Source organism: Pseudomonas sp. 51_B (genome assembly GCF_017491595.1).
GTDB classification, from domain to species: Bacteria; Pseudomonadota; Gammaproteobacteria; order Pseudomonadales; family Pseudomonadaceae; genus Aquipseudomonas; species Aquipseudomonas promysalinigenes.
This window is the reverse complement of sequence record NZ_JAFGYW010000019.1, coordinates 1-17,291: the sequence shown is the minus strand read 5'-3', so window position 1 is coordinate 17,291 and position 17,291 is coordinate 1. Positions and strand designations below refer to the sequence as shown.

Here is a 17,291-nt window from a genome sequence, read left to right as displayed (position 1 = left end):
AGTGGGTTTTTTCTTGCCTGCATTTTTTATCCCCTCCCCTGGCGACGGCGGCATTGCCCATCGGTCTGCCCATGAATTTCTCGTCAGCCGGCCACATGAGAAACGATTTCGTTTACCATTGTTTCCGAATATGTAGCCGTAAGCGAGGAAGTACCCGCATGACGATCCGCCCGCAACCGCTGATGCGCACCCTGGCAGCCGCAATTCTGAGCCTGGTGATCGGCGCCCCGGCCGCCATGGCAGATGAGCCGGTCACCCTGACCATGTACAACGGCCAGCACAAGGAAATCGGCGAAGCCATCGCCAAGGCCTACGAGGCCAAGACCGGCATCCACATCAATATCCGCAAGGGCAGCAGCAATCAGCTGGCTAGCCAGGTCATCGAAGAAGGCGACCGCTCGCCAGCCGACCTGATCTACACCGAAGAATCCCCACCATTGAACAACCTGGGCGAACTGGGCCTGCTGGCTAAGATCGATGACGCCACAGCCAACATGGTGCCCAAGGAATATGTAGGCGCCAACGGCACTTGGATGGGTATCACGGCGCGTACCCGTATCGTGGTCTTCAATCCGAAAAAGGTGGACGAAAAAGACCTGCCGACAACGGTCATGGACTTCGCCAGCCCGGAGTGGGAAGGTCGCGTAGGCTATGTGCCGACCAGCGGCGCTTTCCAGGAGCAGGCCGTGGCCATCTTGAAGATGCACGGGCGTGAGGCCACCGAAGAATGGCTGACTGGACTCAAGGCTTTCGGCAAGACGTACACCAACAACATGGTCGCCCTGAAGGCCGTTGAAAAGGGTGAAGTCGCTGCGGTCCTGGTGAACAACTACTACTGGTATGCACTTGAGCGCGAGCGCGGCAAGCTGGACAGCAAGCTCTACTATCTGGCCGATGGCGATGCCGGCAACCTGGTCACCATCTCCGGCGCCGCAGTGGTCAAGGCCAGCAAACACCCGAAAGAGGCACAGGCGCTGCTCAACTGGATGGCCAGCGAAGAAGGCCAGCGCGTGATCACCCAGACCACCGCCGAGTACCCGCTGCACAAGGGCATGGTTTCCGATCGCGGACTGAAACCGTTCGAAGACCTGCGCCCACCGAAAATCTCGCCTGCCGATCTGGGCAATGCCGAGGAAGCGATCGAGCTTGAACGCGAGGTCGGCCTGCTCTGATGACTGCTGCCCTGTCCCAGCCGGTGCCGGTACGCTTCGTACCGCGCCGCAAGCGCCCATCGACCTGGGTGGTGCTGCCTGTGCTATTTCTGGTGGCGATGAGCCTGCTGCCGTTGCTGTACGTCGCCATGAAGGCCTGGGAAGCTGGGTGGCGGGAAGCACTGCACCTACTCTGGCGTCCCTTTGTCTGGGGCCTGATGCGCAATACCCTGCTGCTCATGGCTGGGGTGACGCTGGCGTGCATGGTCGTAGGCCTGGCTCTGGCCTGGCTATTGGAGCGCAGTAACCTGCCCGGCCGCCGGCTATGGGGCGTGGTGCTGTGCCTGCCGTTCGCAGTGCCGTCGTTCATCAGCAGCTTCACCTGGGTGTCGCTGAGCTCGGACTTCGAAGGGCTGGGCGGGGCGATCATGGTCATGGCGCTGTCCAAATACCCACTGGTATTCCTGCCGGTGGCCGCCACCCTGCGCAATCTCGACACTTCGCTGGAAGAGTCTGCACGCACACTGGGCTACAGCCGCTGGGGCGTGTTCCGCAAAATCACTCTGCCACTGTTGTGGCCGTCGATACTTGGCGGCGCGCTACTGATCGCATTGCACATGCTGGTCGAGTTCGGCGCCTTGTCGATCCTCGGGCTGCAGACTTTCACCACGGCGATCTACCAACAGTTCGAGCTGGAATTTAGCAACGCCAATGCGGCCATGCTCTCAGCAGTACTGCTTGCACTGTGCTTGCTGATGCTGTGGCTTGAACTGCGAGTGCGCGGCAAAGCTCGCCATGTGCGCATTGGCCAGGGCGTAGCACGCCGCGGGCAAGCTGTGCGCCTGCGAGGCTGGATGCCTTTGGGGCAACTGTTCTGCCTGGGCCTGGCCATTCTCGGCAGCGGGATTCCGCTGGCGATGCTGGGTTACTGGCTGAGCGTGGGCTCTTCGGCAGCCTTCCCGGTGGCCGCGATCAGCAAGGCTCTGCTGACCTCGTTGTCGGTTTCACTGGGGGGGGCGGGCGTCTGTGTGCTGTTGGCGTTGCCGGTCAGCTTCCTGGTGGTGCGCTACAAAGGCCGCCTGGCCATGTGGGCAGAACGCCTGCCGTACCTGCTGCACGCCCTGCCCGGCTTGGTGATCGCCCTGGCGCTGGTGGTGTTCTCGTTGCACTACGTGCCAGCGCTGTACCAGACTACCGCGCTGTTGCTGCTGGCTTATGCGCTGCTGTTCCTGCCATTGGCCCAGGCGCCGGTACGCACCGCGCTGAACAAGGCTTCGCCGACCCTCGAAGAAGCGGCCCGCACCCTGGGTGCCAGCAGCTTCGCGGCGTTCTGCCGGGTGACCCTGCCGATCATCTTCCCGGCCATGGCGGCGGCCTTCGCCTTGGTGTTCCTTGATGCAATGAAGGAGCTTACAGCTACCCTGCTGCTCAGCCCGACTGGCATGACCACCCTGGCCACTGAGGTCTGGGCGCATACGGCCAACGTCGAGTTTGCAGCGGCGGCGCCTTATGCGGCGCTGTTGATTGTGGTTTCGGGGTTGCCGGTTTATCTACTAACTACGCGGATGTATTTGAACAAAGCTTGAAAATGGGTCCAGGCTGACAGACAGCCTGGACCGCTAGCAACACAACCTTACGGGCTAGTAACATTTTCAAGATTAACTGCCTACAAATCGCAACCATCCCCAAAGTGCAATAAGTGACAAAAAAATAGCAGCTTGAACGAACCACAACCCAACAAGCACACACCGCAATCGCTCAGGGAATTTTTTCACATCTTCAACATCCAGCACTCCCTTACGAACACAAAGCGACCGTATCGACAATAAAAGAGACACCGAACCGGTACGCATTATTTTACCCAGCAAGCCCGCGTGACCAAAAATCTTTTTGTTGCCCAAAACCATCGAGCTGTTGGAAAGCAACGACTCTATGTAATTCACATAGCGAACCGAAACATATATCCATACAGCCATGATTATGAACATGGCCATCATCAAAGGAAGGCCTAACCATCTGAGGTCGAAGCCATTCATTGAGTTACCTCATACAACAACTCACCTAACATCTCGCCGATATCTCCCACGACCGAACCGCCTGCGGCGCCACCAATAGCACCCCCGATCACAGTGCACGCGAGGGCCCCCGGGCCGCCTGTCGCTATCCCGAGGAACATTACACACCCAGCTCCACCTAGAGACCCACCAATCGCCCCTCCAGCGAACGATCCCCCCGTACTACCAAGCAGGGAGCCGCCCTCCACATACCTGGCCTTCCTGCAGTCTTCTGGACGTCCGAATGCACAGGCATGATGGATACTCAAACCCGTTGAAGCTACGTCGAGCCCCAAGCCGATGTAAGTACCCGACTTTATGAAATTTGCTGCTTTCGAAACTCCAGCAACTTTCTCCGCATATCCAGCAATTTCGCCTGTGTGAAGGTAGCTCTTGGTGGAGATCTCCAGAGTTCTTTTCATCGCGCCTTTATTGCGCAGCCCTGAACCGTAAGCAGCCATTTTGTTCAACTGTTCTTCCAATCTAACGAACAAAACCATCCTCTTGGCGTAAAATTCGTCGCGTGCTTTCAGCGTCCCGCTTTTCAAATAGTGCCGATGTAATATCTCAATTTCTTCCAACGTTTTCTTGATTGCCTCAAGGTGCCTGTGCCACCCGTCGCTCACAGCTCCCACCCCCATCGACGCATGGGCCAGCAAGCTTTTCAACATCTCGTAGTTATCCAGAAAAAAATCATCTACGCCTGCGCCATTGATTTCAAGCTGGTGGTGTATCCCCGCCGCCTTCGCCATCAAAAATGCCTCATGACTCGTACATGACGGTGTATTCGGGTCGCCCACAATCACTAGCTCCCCACCAACAACTACTCCATTGGCGATATGCGCATTCAATACATCAAACTTGGCCCGCTGGTTGGCCGACATCGGGGTGTCGGCCTTCAGGGACTCATACGACTGCGCTTGCGGATTAATGAAGCTGCGCGCCTCGGACATGGTCGCACCTCACGCATACTTCTTATTGTTGATGCGGTCCCAACCGCCCGTGACGTTGCCGCCAGCAATGCCGTCAGGGTGTTTCTGCCGCGTGTAGGTCGTCTTTATGCGCCCGTAGTTAAGCTGCACGACTTCCACTGGCACCCCAGCGCTGGCGCTCTGTGCATAGTCGGCGATGATCACTTCCTCTAGGACGACTTCGTAGTACTTGAGCTTATCGCCACCAGCACGACAGAGCACGAGCTTCACCTCCTTCAGGTGCTGCCCGGCACAGCTAGCCTCCAGCAGCTTGCAGCTAGCACTGTCCAGGTATTTGGTGAAGGTAAAGTTGGTGAGCGTGGTGCGGCCTGATGATGCGCCGCCCGCTGAGCTTGCGGTGGCAGAGGTACTCTGGTTTGCACCGAACTTGTAGCCGATGATTTCGATCCAGTTGGGGTACTGCTCGTCCAGCGCTTCGCCAGTGATTTCCGCGATTTGAATATAGGCATCGAAAGCCATGCTTACCTCTCCTTGGTAAAGATTGGGCTGATAACGACGATGTTCCGACATCGCCGCCCTGAGGTTGCTCCTGAAGAAAGCTGCGAAGTTTGCCGAGAGCCTCCAGGCCCGATTGACACTAGCTCCCTGTGTCTAGCGCTGCAACAGCAAACATTCTAACGGGATCTATTTGGGAAATTTCCTACAATTTTGATGAAGATGCAGGCTTGATCACGTAAATGAATGCTTCACCCTCACATTCAGGGCTGCCTACAAATTCGCCAGCATCCGACGCACGATGAAGCCATGCACCTGGCCAACCGGCAGCATGTATAGCCGGCCAAAGGCGTTGAAACACCGCACCGACGTGGTCACTTTCAAGCGCAGCCCAGCCACCTCCATGCAGACCATCACCGCCAAGTGCGTATCACGCGAGGTCAGCACCAGTTGCTGGTCGCTGATGGCCTCGACGGTGAAGAAGTCCAGATGCTCACCTATAGCCGGCACATGCCCTGGGTCGCGGGGAGAGAAGCCATGGATATCGGCGACATTGAAACGACGCGAGATGAAGTCACGAATGCGGAAGGCCCTGGCCAGCCAGCCTGGGACATCCGAGGTCATGGCGCAGTAGGCTTGCAGGGCGGTCATCGGGGCAGTGAGCTGTACGCTGGCACTGTGGAGAAAATCGAGGTCGGCCTGGGCGGCGACCAATTGGGCGGACATGAGCAACTCCCTTGTCATGTTTCGCCCACAGCATATCAACAGCGCGAGTTGGATGGCACGGGCTTCGCCCGTGTTCGCGGCGGTTCGACGCCTCGACAAGCCCGCTCCCACAGGGTCCGCACCAGGGCTCGGCAATTGGGCAAGGCAGTTGCCCCAACTTACGCCCGAAACTGACCAAGGCTGGCGCGCAACTGGGCCGCCAGATCATCCAGCACCTTGCTGCTGGCCGTGGTCTGCATCACCACCTCAGCCGAGCGCTCGGCCTGGGCATGGATGTTTTCCACCCTCCCACGCACCGCCTGTGCACCATGGGCTTGCTGCTCGGCAGCCCGGGTCGCCACGCCGATGGCAGCATGCACCTGCTCCACGGCGGCCTGTACCGACTGCTGGCGACGCTCGTTGTCACGCAGCACCAGCAGCCCTTCACTGGCCTTGAGCCCGGCCTGGCTGATGGTCGCCACTGCTTCCTTGGCACCCTTCTGCAGCGCGGCAATATGCGCTTGGATATCACCGGTAGAGCTTTGGGTTTTGCTCGCCAGCGCCCGCACCTCATCGGCCACTACAGCAAACCCGCGACCCGTCTCGCCAGCGCGTGCCGCTTCGATTGCAGCGTTGAGGGCCAGCAGGTTGGTCTGTTCGGCGATGCCATGGATGACTGTCAGCACCACTTCAATCTGCTCGCTCTGCTTGGCCAGGCGCTCGATCACCTGCGAGCCAGTTTCCACCTGGCCGGCAAGGTTCTCGATCAGGCTTGCCAGTTGCGTCGAGGAACGACTGTTCTCATCGGTCGCCTGGCGAATGTCCACGACCTGCTGCAACGCCGCCTGCATGGCATGGCTTTCAGCCTGGGCCTCGTCGGCCATGCTCGACAGATCGCGCAGGCTGGCGGCCACTTCGTCACGCTGCAACGCCGCCGCGGCATCGGCGCCGGCATTGCGCTGGGCCATGGTGCCGATCTCGACACCGGTGCGCTGGGCCACCTCACCGGCCTCGCGGACGATGGGCTGTAGTTTGTCGACAAAGCGGTTGACCGCCGAAGCCATGTCGCCAATCTCGTCACGGCTGTCGAGGGGCACCCGCTTGGTCAAGTCGCCCTCCCCGGCCGCCAGGTCATTGAGGGCAGTGATCAACAGGCGCAACTTGCTCAACACCCGGCGCCCCAGTACCACGGCCACCACCAACAGCACGCCCAGCCCCACCACGACCAAACCTAGGCCAATGCGCCAGCGCAGCTCGGCCGCCGCCTCGCGCACGCTCTGTGCGGTGTTGGCTTGCATGGCACTGGCGCTGGCCTGCGCGGTTTCCAGGCGCTCGCGAAGGGCCTTGCCGCTATCGGCCGCCGCAGCGCCGAGGCTGTCGCCCACCAGTTGCTCGCCACTGGCGATCAAAGCGCTGAAGCGCTGGTCGAGCGCTTTGAGCTCTTGGTCAACGCCCGCCGTTGAAACGCCCATCAGCACTTTGCCTATCTCGGCACCGTTGGGGTTGATGGAGGCTTCGACGTAATACACCGCCGGGTCGCGGCGTGCCGCCTCCAGCACCTTGTCCAGTGCCCGCTCGCCCTGGCCCTTTTCGATCAAGGCCTGGTTGATCGGGTTCTGCCGGTTCAGATACCGGGTCAGGTGCTGGCCCTGAGCATCGTCGTAGATCACGAAGAGAACATTGGGGTTGCGCTGGGCGCGGCGGGCGAACTCGGAAAGCACCGGTACATCGTTGTCCCAGATCGCCCGTGGGGCCACCGAGGCCAGCAGCTCAGCCATATCGTTGGCCGAATCCTTGAGGTTTTTTTCCAAGGTGGCACGCAGTTGTCGCTGCTCGTCCTGCAAGCGTGTGGAAAGCCCCGCGCTCAAGCGCTGGCGGGTGCTGCTGGAAAGGCTCTGCAGCCCGGTGCGCACGTCTTCTCCTGCCTGCTCCAGTTCGTTGGCGAGCTGGCGGCTGTCATGGCCCAGACGCTCGCCCAGGTCAGCCTCCAAGGCCGTAACGGTGCTTCGGGCCAGCGCAACGGCAACCAGTACCTGCACCAAAAGGGCGATACCAAGGGCAACAAACACAGGCCGCAAGAGGCGGCTTCGTAACAATGAAAGGATTGCAGACACGGTGTAACCCTCGTGTTTTCTGGCGCCACTACTTTGATGGCATCTACAGAGACTTCTTACAGCAAGGGTTGTGCCGCAGGCAGCGGGGAGATACGCCAAGGTCTAGGAGGCCGACCAATCGTGTATCCAAATGAAAACGCCGCGCTCCTTTTCAGGAGCGCGGCGTTGGCTCAACCTGGATGAGGATCAGGCGAACGGATGGCGCAGAACGATGGTTTCGTTGCGGTCAGGGCCGGTCGAAATGATATCGATCGGGGCGCCTACCAGCTCTTCGATACGCTTGATGTAGTTACGCGCAGCTTGCGGCAGCTCTTCCAGGGTTTTCACGCCCAAGGTCGATTCGCTCCAGCCCGGCATCTCTTCGTACACCGGCTCCAGGCCGATGTAGCTGTCAGCATCGGACGGGGCATCGATGACGGCACCGTTCTCGTTTTTGTAGCCAACGCAGATGTTGATGGTTTCCAGGCCGTCGAGCACGTCCAGCTTGGTCAGGCAGATGCCCGAAATGCTGTTGACGTCGATGGCGCGGCGCAGGATGACGGCGTCGAACCAGCCGCAACGGCGAGCACGGCCAGTGGTCGAACCAAACTCATGGCCACGCTTGGCCAGGGTGGCACCGGTTTCGTCGAACAATTCAGTCGGGAACGGGCCGGAACCCACGCGAGTGGTGTAGGCCTTGGTGATGCCCAGGATGTAGTCCAGGTACATCGGGCCAACGCCGGAACCGGTGGAGATGCCACCTGCAGTGGTGTTGGAGCTGGTCACGTACGGGTAGGTACCGTGGTCGATGTCCAGCAGCGAACCCTGAGCACCCTCGAACATGATGTCCTTGCCGGCGCGGCGCAGGTTGTGCAGCTCGGCGGTGACGTCGAGCATCATCGGTTTGAGCTGTTCGGCATAGGCCATGCACTCGTCCAGGGTCTGCTGGAAGTCGATTGCCGGCTCTTTGTAGTAGTTCACCAACTGGAAGTTATGGTAGTCCAGCAGCTCACCCAGCTTGGCGGCGAAGCGCTCGCGGTGGAACAGGTCGCCAACGCGCAGGCCGCGACGAGCAACCTTGTCTTCATAGGCTGGGCCGATACCGCGGCCGGTGGTGCCGATCTTGGCTTCGCCACGGGCTTTTTCACGGGCCTGGTCCAGGGCCACGTGGTACGACAGAATCAGCGGGGCTGCCGGAGAGATACGCAGGCGCTCGCGCACCGGTACGCCTTTCTCTTCCAGCTTGGTGATTTCACGCATCAAAGCGTCTGGAGCAACGACTACGCCGTTGCCGATCAGGCACTGGACGCCTTCACGCAGGATGCCCGAGGGAATCAGGTGCAGAACGGTTTTTTCACCGTTGATCACCAGGGTGTGGCCAGCGTTGTGGCCGCCCTGGTAGCGCACTACAGCGGCAGCATGTTCGGTCAGCAGATCGACGATCTTGCCTTTGCCCTCATCACCCCACTGGGTGCCCAGGACGACGACATTCTTACCCATTACATTGGTCCTCATTCACGCAAACTTGGTTGCCGGCCTACTGCCGACGCAGAAACTCACTGGGTCAGCGGCAGAACCTGCCAGCGCCCGTCTTGCTGAATCAATTGCCGATCACAATCCGCCTCGAGAGCAGCACTCAACGGCTGGCCAGGCAGAGCCTGGACCACACGCTGGCCCTCGCTGCGCAACTGGCAGACCTGCTGCCAGAGGGCCGCGTCGCCACTGTCCGGCATCCAGATGCCGCCAGTTGGCAATACGACCTCCGCTCGCCCCAGTGTGACCAGGGTCTTCAAATCCGTGGAGAAACCGGTAGCCGGACGCGCCCGGCCAAAGTCGGCCCCGATGTCATCGTAGCGCCCACCCTGAGCGATCGATTGACCCTCGCCCGGCACGAATACAGCGAACACCACACCGGTGTGGTAGTTGTATCCGCGCAGCTCGCCAAGGTCGAAGTACAGCGGCAGCTGCGGGTAGCGCGCGGCCAGGCGGTCAGCGATCGCCAGCAGGTCGTCCAACGCAGCCAGCACGCTGGCTGGGGCACGGCCCAAGCGCACACGGGCTTCGGCCAGCACTTCACGACCACCGCACAGCTCGACCAGAGCGCGCAGCATGCTGCCCAGATCCTTGGGCAGGTCGGCAGTCAGCGCCTGCACTTCATCGACCGACTTGCGCTGCAGGGCGTCGAACAGTTGCTGCTCGACTGCACCCGACAGGCCAGCCGCACGCGCCAGGCCGCGGTAGATACCGACGTGACCCAGGTCCATGTGCACATCGGCCACATCGGCCAGTTGCAGCGTGGCGAGCATCAGGCTGATGACTTCGACGTCGCTGGTAGGGCTGGCGTCGCCGTACAACTCGGCACCCAGCTGGATTGGGCTGCGCGAGGTGGACAGGGCGCGGGGCTGGGCGTGCAGCACGCTGCCTGCGTAGCACAGCCGGCTCGGGCCTTCACGTCGCAGGGTGTGGGCGTCGATGCGCGCAACCTGCGGGGTGAAGTCGGCGCGGAAGCCCATCAGGCGGCCCGACTGCGGGTCGACCACCTTGAAGGTGCGCTGATCCAGGTCCTGGCCGGCGCCGGTCAGCAGCGACTCCAGGTACTCGATATGCGGGGTGACGACCAGCTCGTAGCCCCAACTCTGGAACAGGTCCAACACCTGGCGGCGCGCGATCTCGATACGCGCAGCCTCAGGTGGCAGTACTTCCTCGATGCCATCTGGCAGCAGCCAGCGGTCTACCGTTGCCATTACGCCATTTCCCCTCTGGTCCGGGCGGCTCGCCAGCTGGCTAGCCGTCAGTAAAGCTGGTATCGCGCACAGCAGCGGGCAGCACTGATCCCAGCGCAGCCACCGTACCCGATACCCTCGAATTGCCTTGCGAGCTGACCAAACCGTCAACTGGCGCTAGGCCAATCAACCTTGCAGACGCAAAAAAGCCGGGAAATTTCCCGGCTGCCGCATCATACACCCCTTTTCATTCAGGATGCACCCCGCCTGGTGTTTTAGCTGCCAGGCGGGGTGCCGCTGGATGAAGATCAGGGCCTGAGCATCAAGGCTTGCTCTTGTCCAGGAAGCGGAAGAACTCGTTCTTCGCGTCCAGAACCAGCACGTCGCTCTTGCTGGAGAAGCTTTCACGGTAGGCCTGCAGGCTACGGTAGAACGCGTAGAAATCAGCGTCCTGGGTGTAGGCCTTGGCATAAATGGCGGCCGCCTGGGCGTCGCCGTCACCGCGGGTCTCTTCCGCTTCGCGATAGGCTTCGGCCAGCAACACACGGCGCTGGCGGTCGGCATCGGCGCGAATACCTTCGGCCAACTCGTTACCCTTGGCACGGTGTTCGCGGGCTTCACGCTCACGCTCGGTGCTCATGCGGTCGAACACGCTGCGGTTGACTTCTTTGGGCAGGTCGATGGCCTTGACGCGTACGTCGACGACCTCGATACCCAGCTCCTTATTGGCCATGCGGTTCAGCGATGCAGTGATGTCAGCCATCAGCGCATCGCGCTCACCCGAAACCACCTCGTGCAGGGTACGCTTACCGAACTGGTCACGCAGGCCGCTTTCCAGGCGACGCGACAGACGCTCGTCGGCAATCTGTTTCATGCCGGAAGTAGCGGTATAGAAGCGCTCGGCATCCTTGACGCGCCACTTGGCGTAGGCGTCGACCATCACCGCTTTCTTCTCCAGGGTCAGGAACCGCTGGGTCGGTGCGTCGAGGGTCATCAGGCGTGCATCGAACTTACGCACCTGGTTCACGTACGGGATCTTCACGTGCAGGCCAGGCTGGACATCGGCCTGTACCACCTTACCGAAGCGCAGCAGCACTGCCCGCTCGGTCTGGGACACGATGTAGAAGCTGTTCCAGGCCACGATAGCCAGTACCACTACGGCAATCAGGGCGATCAGCGATCGGTTGCTCATCAGCGGCTCTCCCTAGTGCGCAGCGGCTGCTGTTGCTGTTGCAGGTCTTGCGCCGTACGCGCGGCCGCATCGTTGGCCGACGGGCTGACGCTGCTGCCCGGGGTGGCGGCTTTGCGGCTACCTTCGACCATTTTGTCCAGCGGCAGATAGAGCAGGTTGTTCTGCCCATCCTTGGCCGTGACCAGGACCTTGCTCGAATTGCTGTAGACCTCTTGCATGGTCTCCAGGTACAAGCGCTGACGGGTCACGTCAGGGGCCTTGCGGTACTCGCCGACCAGTTTGGTGAAGCGGTCGGCCTCACCCTTGGCACGGGCGATGACCTCATCGCGGTAGCCGTTGGCGTCCTCGATGATGCGCTGCGCCTGACCGCGGGCTTCGGGCACCACGCCGTTGGCGTAGGACTCGGCCTGGTTGCGGGCACGCTGCTCGTCTTCGCGGGCGCGGATCACGTCATCGAAGGCTTCCTGCACTTCACGCGGGGCTGCCGCGCTCTGTACGTTGACCTGGGTGACGGTGATACCGGTGCGGTAGTTGTCGAGGAAGCGCTGCAGGCGTTCGCGGATATCCACGGCCATCTGCTCACGACCCTCGGTCAGCACCTGGTCCATCGAGGTGGAACCCACCACATGGCGCAGGGCACTGTCGGTCGCATGCTGCAGGCTGACCTCAGGCTGGTCGACGTTGAGCACGAAATCCTTCAGGTTGCTGATCTTGTACTGGACGGTCAGCGGCACCTCGACGATGTTCTCGTCTTCGGTGAGCATCTGCCCCTGCTTGGTGTAGGCACGCTCGCGCGTGACGTTTTCCATGTATTTGCGATCGATTGGCGGGAAGTAGATGTTCAGGCCGGGACCGACCGTCTCATAGTACTTGCCGAAGCGCAGCACCACGGCCTGCTCCTGCTCGTCGACCACGTACACGGCGCTGTACAGCCAGATTGCAGCAAGCACCGCCAGGCCGATGCCCAGCAGGCCGAAGCCACCACCCTTGCCGACATTGCGGTCACCGCCGCCACGTTTCTTGCCACTGCCGAACATACCGTTGAGGCTGTCCTGCAGCTTGCGGAAGGCCTCGTCCAGATCCGGTGGACCCTTCTTGTCGCCACCACCGCCGCCACCGCGACGGCCGCCCCAGGGATCCTGATTGTTCGAGTTGCCACCCGGCTCGTTCCAAGCCATAGCGCTCTCCATCTGATAAAGCAAAGACGCGCCCACGGCGCGCCGTCCAATGCTACAGAATGCCTGCCACTGCTGCCCGACGACCTCACCGGGCATTTATTGCAAAGTGTGTTGCTCGACAAACACTTGCGGCTCCATGCCTTCCCGACTGACCAGGCGATTCAATTCGACCCTGGGCAGACGAACACTCAGCAGACTGCGCCCTTCTTCGTCATGCTCTTCACTTTGCACGGCACCCAAGGCAAAGAATTGCGCGCGCAAGCGGGCAAAACGCTGCTCAAGACACAGGGTACCGACAAACAGATCATCCCCCAGCAACTCGGCAATCGCCTGGCCGACAAGCTCCAGGCCACGTCCATCTCGTGCAGATACCCAGACCCGCTGCGGCTTGCCATCGGCATCGCGTTGAATCTGCGGCTCGACATCTTCAAGCAGGTCGAGTTTGTTATAGACCTCGAGTATCGGCAAGCCTTCGGCACCGATCTCTCCCAACACGGCCAGCACCTGCTCGATCTGCTCCATGCGCTCAGGCTCATGGGCGTCGATCACGTGCACCAGCAGATCGGAGTTGCTCGACTCTTCGAGCGTAGCCCGAAATGCCTCAACCAGCTTGTGCGGCAGGTGGCGAATGAAGCCCACGGTGTCGGCCAGCACGATCGGGCCCAGGTCGGCCAATTGCAGCCGGCGCAGGGTCGGGTCCAGGGTGGCGAACAACTGGTCGGCCGCGTATACCGCTGATTCGGTCAGCGCATTGAACAAGGTGGACTTGCCGGCGTTGGTGTAGCCAACCAGCGATACCGAAGGAATGTCCGCACGCTTGCGGCCGCGACGGGCCTGCTCACGCTGGCTGCGCACCTTCTCTAGGCGCCCCTTGATCTGGCGGATACGCACCCGCAGCAGACGGCGGTCGGTTTCCAGCTGGGTTTCACCCGGCCCGCGCAGGCCAATACCACCCTTTTGCCGCTCCAGGTGAGTCCAGCCGCGTACAAGCCGCGTGCTCATGTGATCAAGCTGTGCCAGTTCGACCTGCAGCTTGCCTTCATGGGTACGCGCCCGCTGGGCGAAGATGTCGAGAATCAGCCCGGTGCGGTCAAGCACGCGACACTCGAAGACGCGTTCGAGGTTACGTTCCTGACTGGGCGTGAGGGTGTGATTGAAAATCACCAGGTCTACCTGTTCGGCTTTGACCAGGTCGCGCAATTCCTCGACCTTGCCGCTGCCAATCAGGTATTTGGCCGTAGGCTGATGCCTGGCTACCGTGGCCAAGGAGACGATGTCGGCTCCGGCCGATAATGCCAGTTCCTGAAACTCCTGCGGGTCTTCGCGCGCCTCAGGGTTCTGACCTTCCAAGTGAACGAGCAACGCCCGCTCACCACCACCGTGGCGCTCAAAGAACAATGCAGGCTCCTATCAGGCGTTGCCTGGCTCGCTGTCGCCGTGTTCGGAATCGGACGGGCTTGGCAGGCGAACCGGACGAGCAGGGACGACGGTCGAAATGGCGTGCTTGTAGACCATCTGGCTGACAGTGTTCTTCAGCAGTACCACGAACTGGTCAAAAGATTCGATCGAGCCCTGCAGCTTGATCCCGTTGACCAGGTAGATCGAAACCGGGACCTTTTCTTTTCTCAGTTGATTCAAGTAAGGGTCTTGTAGCGAATGCCCTTTTGACATATGCCGCACTCCTGTAAGGATAAATATTGGAAAATCACAAAAATCGATAAGTTCAGGCCGCCCCTTCGCAAGAATAGACGGCTATCAGCAGGGACTCAGCTCAATATGGAGACGGCCCCAAGGTATTTCAAGGTGCGGGACAGATTGTCGCAGGCCAGGCTGTCGAGCCAGTGCACGTCAGGCCAGCCACGCAGCCAGGTGAACTGCCGCTTGGCCAGCTGTCGAGTAGCGATGATACCGCGTTCGCGCATCTCATTCTCAGTCAGCTTGCCGTCCAGGTAATCCCAGACCTGTCGATACCCTACAGCCCGTATAGACGGCAGCCCGGCGTGCAAGTCACTTCTGGCCCGCAGCGATCGGACCTCGTCGACGAAGCCCTGTTCCAACATTTGCGAAAATCGTAACGCAATTCGTTTGTGCAGAATGTGACGGTCAGCCGGGGCGATCGCCAAACTCGCGACAGTATAGGGCAAATGCCCGCCAGCGCCTGCGTCTGCGGCGCTACTTTCAGCGAATTGACGCTGGCGGTGAGCGGTCATGCTCTGGCCGCTGACCCGATAAACTTCCAGCGCTCTGATAAGCCGCTGCGGGTCGTTGGGGTGGATACGCGCTGCCGACTCCGGGTCCACCAGTGCCAGTTGCCGGTGCAGCTCAACCAAGCCCAGCGCCTGGGCCTCGGCCTCAAGGGCCGCGCGCACAGCAGCATCGGCCGCCGGCATGTCCGCCAGGCCTTCGATCAACGCCTTGTAATAGAGCATGGTGCCGCCCACCAGCAGCGGGATTTTGCCGCGCGCGCTGATGTCGGCCATCGCCTCCAAGGCGTCAGTGCGAAACTGAGCGGCCGAATAGCTTTCGGCCGGGTCGCGGATATCGATCAAACGATGCGGATAGGCCGCCAAGGTTTCTTTGGAAGGCTTGGCCGAACCGATGTCCAGGCCGCGGTACACCAGCGCCGAGTCGACGCTGATCAGCTCGCAAGGCAGCACTTTGGTCAGCTCGATGGCAAGGTCGGTCTTGCCGGCAGCCGTCGGGCCCATGAGAAAGATTGCAGGTGGCTTGCCGCTCATGTCATCGACCGCGCAGGAAAAGTTTGTCCAGATCGTCCAGGCCCATCTGGGTCCAGGTCGGACGACCATGGTTGCACTGACCGCTGCGCTCGGTGTTTTCCATGTCGCGCAGCAGGGCATTCATCTCGGGGATTGCCAGGCGCCGGTTGGCACGCACCGCGCCGTGGCACGCCATAGTACCGAGCAACTCGTTGAGATGCGCCTGGATTCGGTCGCTGGTGCCGTACTCCATCAGGTCGGCGAGCACGTCTTGCACCAGGCGATTGGCCTCGGCCTGCTTGAGCAGTGCTGGGATCTGGCGGATCGCCAGGGTTTCTGGCCCCAGCCGCTGCAGCTCGAAGCCCAAGCGCTGAAACCACTGGCCGTGTTCCTCGGCGCAATCAGCCTCGCGCTGGCTCAACGCCAGGGTTTCCGGCACGAGCAGTGGCTGGCCACTGAGCCCTTCGCTGGCCATCGCCACCTTCAAGCGTTCGTACATGATTCGCTCATGGGCCGCATGCATATCCACCAGCACTAGCCCTACGGCGTTTTCGGCCAGGATGTAGATACCCTTGAGCTGTGCCAGGGCGTAGCCAAGGGGCGGGATGTCGCCCTGGCTTTCTGGCAACCCCGTGGATGCTGGCGCAGCATCGTTGAGTGGCTTGAAGAACTCCCGATAGACCGCCTGGGCTTCGGCGGCAGGCAATGGCTGCGAGGGGCGCGGGGTGTACTGGTACTGATAACCTGCGCCACTGCCGCCATTGGAAATGCCATGCTGCGGCGCCTGCGGCTGCTCGAGCACAGGCGAGGCCAAGCGCATTTCACCCTGGGGGCCGAACTCGCCGGCTTGCTGCCCGGTCGCTCGGGCCTGGTCGGGAACAGCGGCTGGGGCGGCCAGCTGGTCTTCTGGACGTACGTCAGCCAGGGCCCGGTGCAGTGTGCCGTAGAGAAAGTCATGCACCGAACGGCCTTCGCGAAAGCGCACTTCGTGCTTGGTCGGGTGCACATTGACGTCGACGCCGTTGGGCTCTAGTTCCAGGAACAGCACGAAAGTCGGGTGCCGACCGTTGAACAGTACATCCCGGTAGGCCTGCCGCACGGCGTGGGCGACCAGTTTGTCCCGCACCGCGCGGCCATTGACGAAGAAATACTGAAGGTCCGCCTGGCTGCGCGAGAACGTCGGCAGGCCAACCCAGCCCCACAGGCGCAAGCCATTGCGCTCGACATCGATCGGCAGCGCCTGCTCCATGAACCCCGGGCCACATATGGCACCAACCCTTCGCGCACGGGCGGTTTCATCATGGGCCTCATGCAGGCTGAGAATACTCTTGCCGTTATGGCGCAGATGAAAGCCTACATCGAAGCGGGCCAGAGCCAGGCGCCGGATGACTTCCTGCAGGTGATCGAATTCGGTCTTTTCGGCCTTGAGAAACTTGCGCCGGGCCGGGGTATTGAAGAACAGGTCGCGCACCTCGACCGAGGTGCCGACTGGGTGCGCAGCGGGCTGCACACGGGGTGTCATGTCACGGCCTTCGGTCTCGACCTGCCAGGCTTCACCTGCACTGGCGGTGCGCGACGTCAGGGTCAGCCGCGCCACCGAACTGATCGAGGCCAGCGCCTCGCCTCGGAAACCCAGACTCAAAACGCCTTCAAGATCTTCGAGTTCGCGAATCTTGCTGGTGGCGTGACGGGCCAAGGCCAGGGGCAAGTCATCTGCGGAAATACCGCTGCCATCGTCGCGCACACGCAGCAACTTCACCCCGCCCTGCTCGACCTCAACATCGATGCGACGAGCCCCGGAGTCCAGGCTGTTTTCCAAAAGCTCCTTGGCCACCGACGCTGGCCGCTCGACCACCTCACCTGCGGCAATCTGGTTGGCCAGCCGCGGGCTTAGCAGCTGTATGCGCGAGCCGCCACTCATTGTGCGGCCAGCGTGGTAGCAGGAATGTCGAGTTGCTGGCCAACCTTGAGCTCATCGCTCTTGAGGTTGTTGGTGCTGCGCAGGCTGGTCACGCTGACTTGATAGCGCACAGCGAGCATCGCCAGGGTTT

General features: G+C 61.2%; 16 protein-coding genes. 2 read left to right on the top strand and 14 right to left on the bottom strand.

All coding sequences use genetic code 11. The annotated features are described in order from the left end of the window. The first annotated feature begins 158 nt into the window (after positions 1-158). Both J5M56_RS18135 and J5M56_RS18130 read left to right on the top strand, forming a co-directional pair. A complete protein-coding gene (locus J5M56_RS18135) occupies positions 159-1,172 on the top strand; it encodes an extracellular solute-binding protein (RefSeq protein ID WP_207937479.1) in 1,014 nt (337 codons plus the stop codon). Beyond that, positions 1,172-2,737, top strand: coding sequence for an iron ABC transporter permease (locus J5M56_RS18130; RefSeq protein WP_207937478.1), 1,566 nt, complete (start codon positions 1,172-1,174; stop codon positions 2,735-2,737). Before J5M56_RS18135 ends, J5M56_RS18130 begins: the two co-directional genes overlap by 1 nt. A 72-nt stretch (positions 2,738-2,809) precedes the next feature. On the opposite strand, the gene J5M56_RS18125 is transcribed toward J5M56_RS18130, so the two are convergent. The 14 genes from J5M56_RS18125 to J5M56_RS18060 form a co-directional block, all read right to left on the bottom strand. Continuing rightward, positions 2,810-3,187, bottom strand: coding sequence for a hypothetical protein (locus tag J5M56_RS18125; RefSeq protein ID WP_186476386.1), 378 nt, complete (start codon positions 3,185-3,187; stop codon positions 2,810-2,812). After that, positions 3,184-4,158 carry a hypothetical protein gene (locus J5M56_RS18120; RefSeq protein WP_186476385.1) on the bottom strand — a complete coding sequence of 325 codons (975 nt, stop codon included), beginning with the start codon at positions 4,156-4,158 and terminating at the stop codon, positions 3,184-3,186. Before J5M56_RS18120 ends, J5M56_RS18125 begins: the two co-directional genes overlap by 4 nt. A gap of 9 nt (positions 4,159-4,167) precedes the next feature. After that, a complete protein-coding gene (locus J5M56_RS18115) occupies positions 4,168-4,656 on the bottom strand; it encodes a type VI secretion system tube protein Hcp (protein ID WP_186476384.1) in 489 nt (162 codons plus the stop codon). 249 nt (positions 4,657-4,905) lie between these two features. After that, on the bottom strand, positions 4,906-5,358 hold the full coding sequence (locus J5M56_RS18110) for a DUF2867 domain-containing protein (RefSeq protein ID WP_186476383.1): 453 nt from the start codon (positions 5,356-5,358) through the stop codon (positions 4,906-4,908). Between the two features lie 158 nt (positions 5,359-5,516). After that, positions 5,517-7,451, bottom strand: coding sequence for a methyl-accepting chemotaxis protein (locus tag J5M56_RS18105; protein ID WP_186476382.1), 1,935 nt, complete (start codon positions 7,449-7,451; stop codon positions 5,517-5,519). A gap of 186 nt (positions 7,452-7,637) precedes the next feature. After that, positions 7,638-8,930 (bottom strand): adenylosuccinate synthase, encoded by a 1,293-nt coding sequence (locus J5M56_RS18100; protein WP_028688256.1) that lies wholly within the window; start codon positions 8,928-8,930, stop codon positions 7,638-7,640. A 56-nt stretch (positions 8,931-8,986) separates the two neighbouring features. Then, positions 8,987-10,174: an ATP phosphoribosyltransferase regulatory subunit gene (locus J5M56_RS18095; protein WP_060477951.1), complete on the bottom strand. Its 1,188-nt coding sequence runs from the start codon at positions 10,172-10,174 to the stop codon at positions 8,987-8,989. Positions 10,175-10,475: 301 nt separating this feature from the next. Beyond that, complete coding sequence (gene hflC / locus J5M56_RS18090; RefSeq protein ID WP_186476381.1) at positions 10,476-11,345, bottom strand: protease modulator HflC; 870 nt, start codon at positions 11,343-11,345, stop codon at positions 10,476-10,478. Next, positions 11,345-12,523, bottom strand: coding sequence for an FtsH protease activity modulator HflK (gene hflK, locus J5M56_RS18085; protein WP_060477953.1), 1,179 nt, complete (start codon positions 12,521-12,523; stop codon positions 11,345-11,347). Before hflK ends, hflC begins: the two co-directional genes overlap by 1 nt. Positions 12,524-12,619: 96 nt before the next feature. Then, positions 12,620-13,921: a ribosome rescue GTPase HflX gene (hflX, locus tag J5M56_RS18080; RefSeq protein ID WP_060477954.1), complete on the bottom strand. Its 1,302-nt coding sequence runs from the start codon at positions 13,919-13,921 to the stop codon at positions 12,620-12,622. A gap of 12 nt (positions 13,922-13,933) precedes the next feature. Then, complete coding sequence (gene hfq, locus J5M56_RS18075; protein WP_027920748.1) at positions 13,934-14,194, bottom strand: RNA chaperone Hfq; 261 nt, start codon at positions 14,192-14,194, stop codon at positions 13,934-13,936. Positions 14,195-14,289: 95 nt separating this feature from the next. Beyond that, positions 14,290-15,261, bottom strand: a complete 972-nt coding sequence (gene miaA, locus J5M56_RS18070) for a tRNA (adenosine(37)-N6)-dimethylallyltransferase MiaA (RefSeq protein ID WP_060477955.1) — start codon at positions 15,259-15,261, stop codon at positions 14,290-14,292. A gap of 1 nt (position 15,262) precedes the next feature. Next, positions 15,263-17,161 carry a DNA mismatch repair endonuclease MutL gene (gene mutL, locus J5M56_RS18065; protein ID WP_186476379.1) on the bottom strand — a complete coding sequence of 633 codons (1,899 nt, stop codon included), beginning with the start codon at positions 17,159-17,161 and terminating at the stop codon, positions 15,263-15,265. Continuing rightward, the coding region (locus J5M56_RS18060; protein ID WP_207937510.1) for a LysM peptidoglycan-binding domain-containing protein at positions 17,158-17,291 on the bottom strand (134 nt) is incomplete at its 5' end. The genes J5M56_RS18060 and mutL, both read right to left, overlap by 4 nt.

Excerpts from the sequence above, each read along its gene's own strand:
- J5M56_RS18135 (WP_207937479.1), top strand. The coding sequence starts at position 159 with ATGACGATCCGCCCGCAACCGCTGATGCGCACCCTGGCAGCCGCAATT.
- J5M56_RS18130 (WP_207937478.1), top strand. The coding sequence starts at position 1,172 with ATGACTGCTGCCCTGTCCCAGCCGGTGCCGGTACGCTTCGTACCGCGC.
- J5M56_RS18125 (WP_186476386.1), bottom strand. The coding sequence starts at position 3,187 with ATGAATGGCTTCGACCTCAGATGGTTAGGCCTTCCTTTGATGATGGCC.
- J5M56_RS18120 (WP_186476385.1), bottom strand. The coding sequence starts at position 4,158 with ATGTCCGAGGCGCGCAGCTTCATTAATCCGCAAGCGCAGTCGTATGAG.
- J5M56_RS18115 (WP_186476384.1), bottom strand. The coding sequence starts at position 4,656 with ATGGCTTTCGATGCCTATATTCAAATCGCGGAAATCACTGGCGAAGCG.
- J5M56_RS18110 (WP_186476383.1), bottom strand. The coding sequence starts at position 5,358 with ATGTCCGCCCAATTGGTCGCCGCCCAGGCCGACCTCGATTTTCTCCAC.
- J5M56_RS18100 (WP_028688256.1), bottom strand. The coding sequence starts at position 8,930 with ATGGGTAAGAATGTCGTCGTCCTGGGCACCCAGTGGGGTGATGAGGGC.
- J5M56_RS18095 (WP_060477951.1), bottom strand. The coding sequence starts at position 10,174 with ATGGCAACGGTAGACCGCTGGCTGCTGCCAGATGGCATCGAGGAAGTA.
- hflC (WP_186476381.1), bottom strand. The coding sequence starts at position 11,345 with ATGAGCAACCGATCGCTGATCGCCCTGATTGCCGTAGTGGTACTGGCT.
- hflK (WP_060477953.1), bottom strand. The coding sequence starts at position 12,523 with ATGGCTTGGAACGAGCCGGGTGGCAACTCGAACAATCAGGATCCCTGG.
- hfq (WP_027920748.1), bottom strand. The coding sequence starts at position 14,194 with ATGTCAAAAGGGCATTCGCTACAAGACCCTTACTTGAATCAACTGAGA.
- miaA (WP_060477955.1), bottom strand. The coding sequence starts at position 15,261 with ATGAGCGGCAAGCCACCTGCAATCTTTCTCATGGGCCCGACGGCTGCC.
- mutL (WP_186476379.1), bottom strand. The coding sequence starts at position 17,161 with ATGAGTGGCGGCTCGCGCATACAGCTGCTAAGCCCGCGGCTGGCCAAC.